The sequence below is a fragment of the Aminobacter sp. J41 genome, from assembly GCF_000526635.1.
Classification (GTDB): domain Bacteria; phylum Pseudomonadota; class Alphaproteobacteria; order Rhizobiales; family Rhizobiaceae; genus Aerobium.
Genome location: NZ_JAGL01000101.1, coordinates 1 through 1,352, shown reverse-complemented (window position 1 = coordinate 1,352; position 1,352 = coordinate 1). Strand labels below are relative to the sequence as shown.

2 protein-coding genes and 1 pseudogene are annotated in these 1,352 nt (G+C 68.6%); all 3 read left to right on the top strand.

Features of this window, described 5'->3' with window-relative positions; genetic code table 11:
- Positions 1 to 201 (top strand): annotated as a pseudogene (locus tag L630_RS23270) (IS66 family insertion sequence element accessory protein TnpB); the annotation flags it as partial.
- A complete protein-coding gene (gene tnpB / locus L630_RS0120710) occupies positions 198 to 545 on the top strand; it encodes an IS66 family insertion sequence element accessory protein TnpB (RefSeq protein ID WP_024850066.1) in 348 nt (115 codons plus the stop codon). The pseudogene L630_RS23270 and the gene tnpB, both read left to right, overlap by 4 nt.
- Before the next feature lie 93 nt (positions 546 to 638).
- A partial coding sequence (locus tag L630_RS0120705; protein WP_245263829.1) for an IS66 family transposase zinc-finger binding domain-containing protein occupies positions 639 to 1,352 on the top strand: 714 nt, incomplete at its 3' end.

Sequence of the window (1,352 nt, the reverse complement as noted above, 5' to 3'; positions counted from 1 at the left end):
TTGGTCCCGGTCGAGATCGTTCCTGCCGCTGCCATACCGCCCGCCGTTGAGGCGGCGGTGCCATCGGCGTCTCCCGGCCGCAGTCGCCGCAAGAGCGGCATCATCGAGATCGAGCTTGGCGGCGGGCGCCGTGTCCGTGTCGATCGCGACGTGGATGCCGAGGCGCTGCGGCGCGTGCTGGACGCGCTCGGGTCCCGATGATTCCGGTTCCCAGCGGCGTGCGGGTGTGGCTGGCGACTGGCCACACCGACATGAGGAAGGGCTTTCCGGGCCTGGCGCTGGTGGTGCAGGAGACGCTGAAGCGTGATCCGCACAATGGTCACCTGTTCGTCTTCCGCGGCCGCCGCGGCGATCGGATCAAGGTTCTGTGGCACGACGGCCAGGGCGCCTGCCTGTTCTCGAAGAAGCTCGAGCGCGGCCGCTTCATCTGGCCGTCGCCGGCCGACGGCGCGGTCACGATCACGTCGGCGCAGCTCGGCTATCTGCTCGAAGGCATCGACTGGCGCATGCCGCAAAAGACCTGGCGGCCGACGGCGACAGGCTGACGATTTTGGCCTTGCACATGGTGGTGGATATGATTCCATCGCCCTGTGTCCACCGCTGAATCGCTCCCTTCCGACCTCGCCGCCGCCCACGCGATGATCCTCGCGGAGCGCGCCGCGCGCGTCGAGGCCGAAGCGCTTGCCGCCCGTGCGGCGGCGGTCAGCTCCGGGACCGAGGCGCTGATTGCAAGACTGAAGCTGGAGATCGAGAAGCTCAGGCGCGAGCTCTACGGCAGCCGCTCGGAGCGCAAGGCCAGGCTGCTCGAGCAGATGGAGTTGCAGCTCGAGGATCTGGAGGCGAACGCAACCGAAGACGAACTGGCGGCGGAGCACGCGTCGCGCGCCACGACGGTGAAGTCGTTCGAGCGTCGTCGTCCATCGCGCAAGCCGTTCCCGGAGCACCTGCCGCGCGAGCGCGTCGTGATCGCCGCTCCCGAGAGCTGCGCTTGCTGCGGCTCGACCAGGCTGTCGAAGCTGGGCGAGGACGTCACCGAGACGCTGGAGGTGATCCCGCGCCAGTGGAAGGTGATCCAGACGGTGCGCGAGAAGTTCTCGTGCCGGCAGTGCGAGGCGATCAGCCAGCCGCCGGCGCCGTTCCACGTGACGCCGCGCGGCTTCGCCGGCCCGAACCTGCTTGCCATGGTGCTGTTCGAGAAGTTCGGCCAGCACCAGCCGCTGAACCGGCAGAGTGAGCGCTATGCCCGCGAGGGCGTCGATCTGAGCCTGTCGACGCTGGCCGATCAGGTCGGCGCGTGCGCGGCGGTGCTGCGTCCGCTTCACGCCCTGATCGAAGACCATGTGCTGAAGGCA

Bases quoted from the DNA above. Each gene is read 5' to 3' on its own strand.
- tnpB (WP_024850066.1), top strand. From the start codon at position 198: ATGATTCCGGTTCCCAGCGGCGTGCGGGTGTGGCTGGCGACTGGCCAC.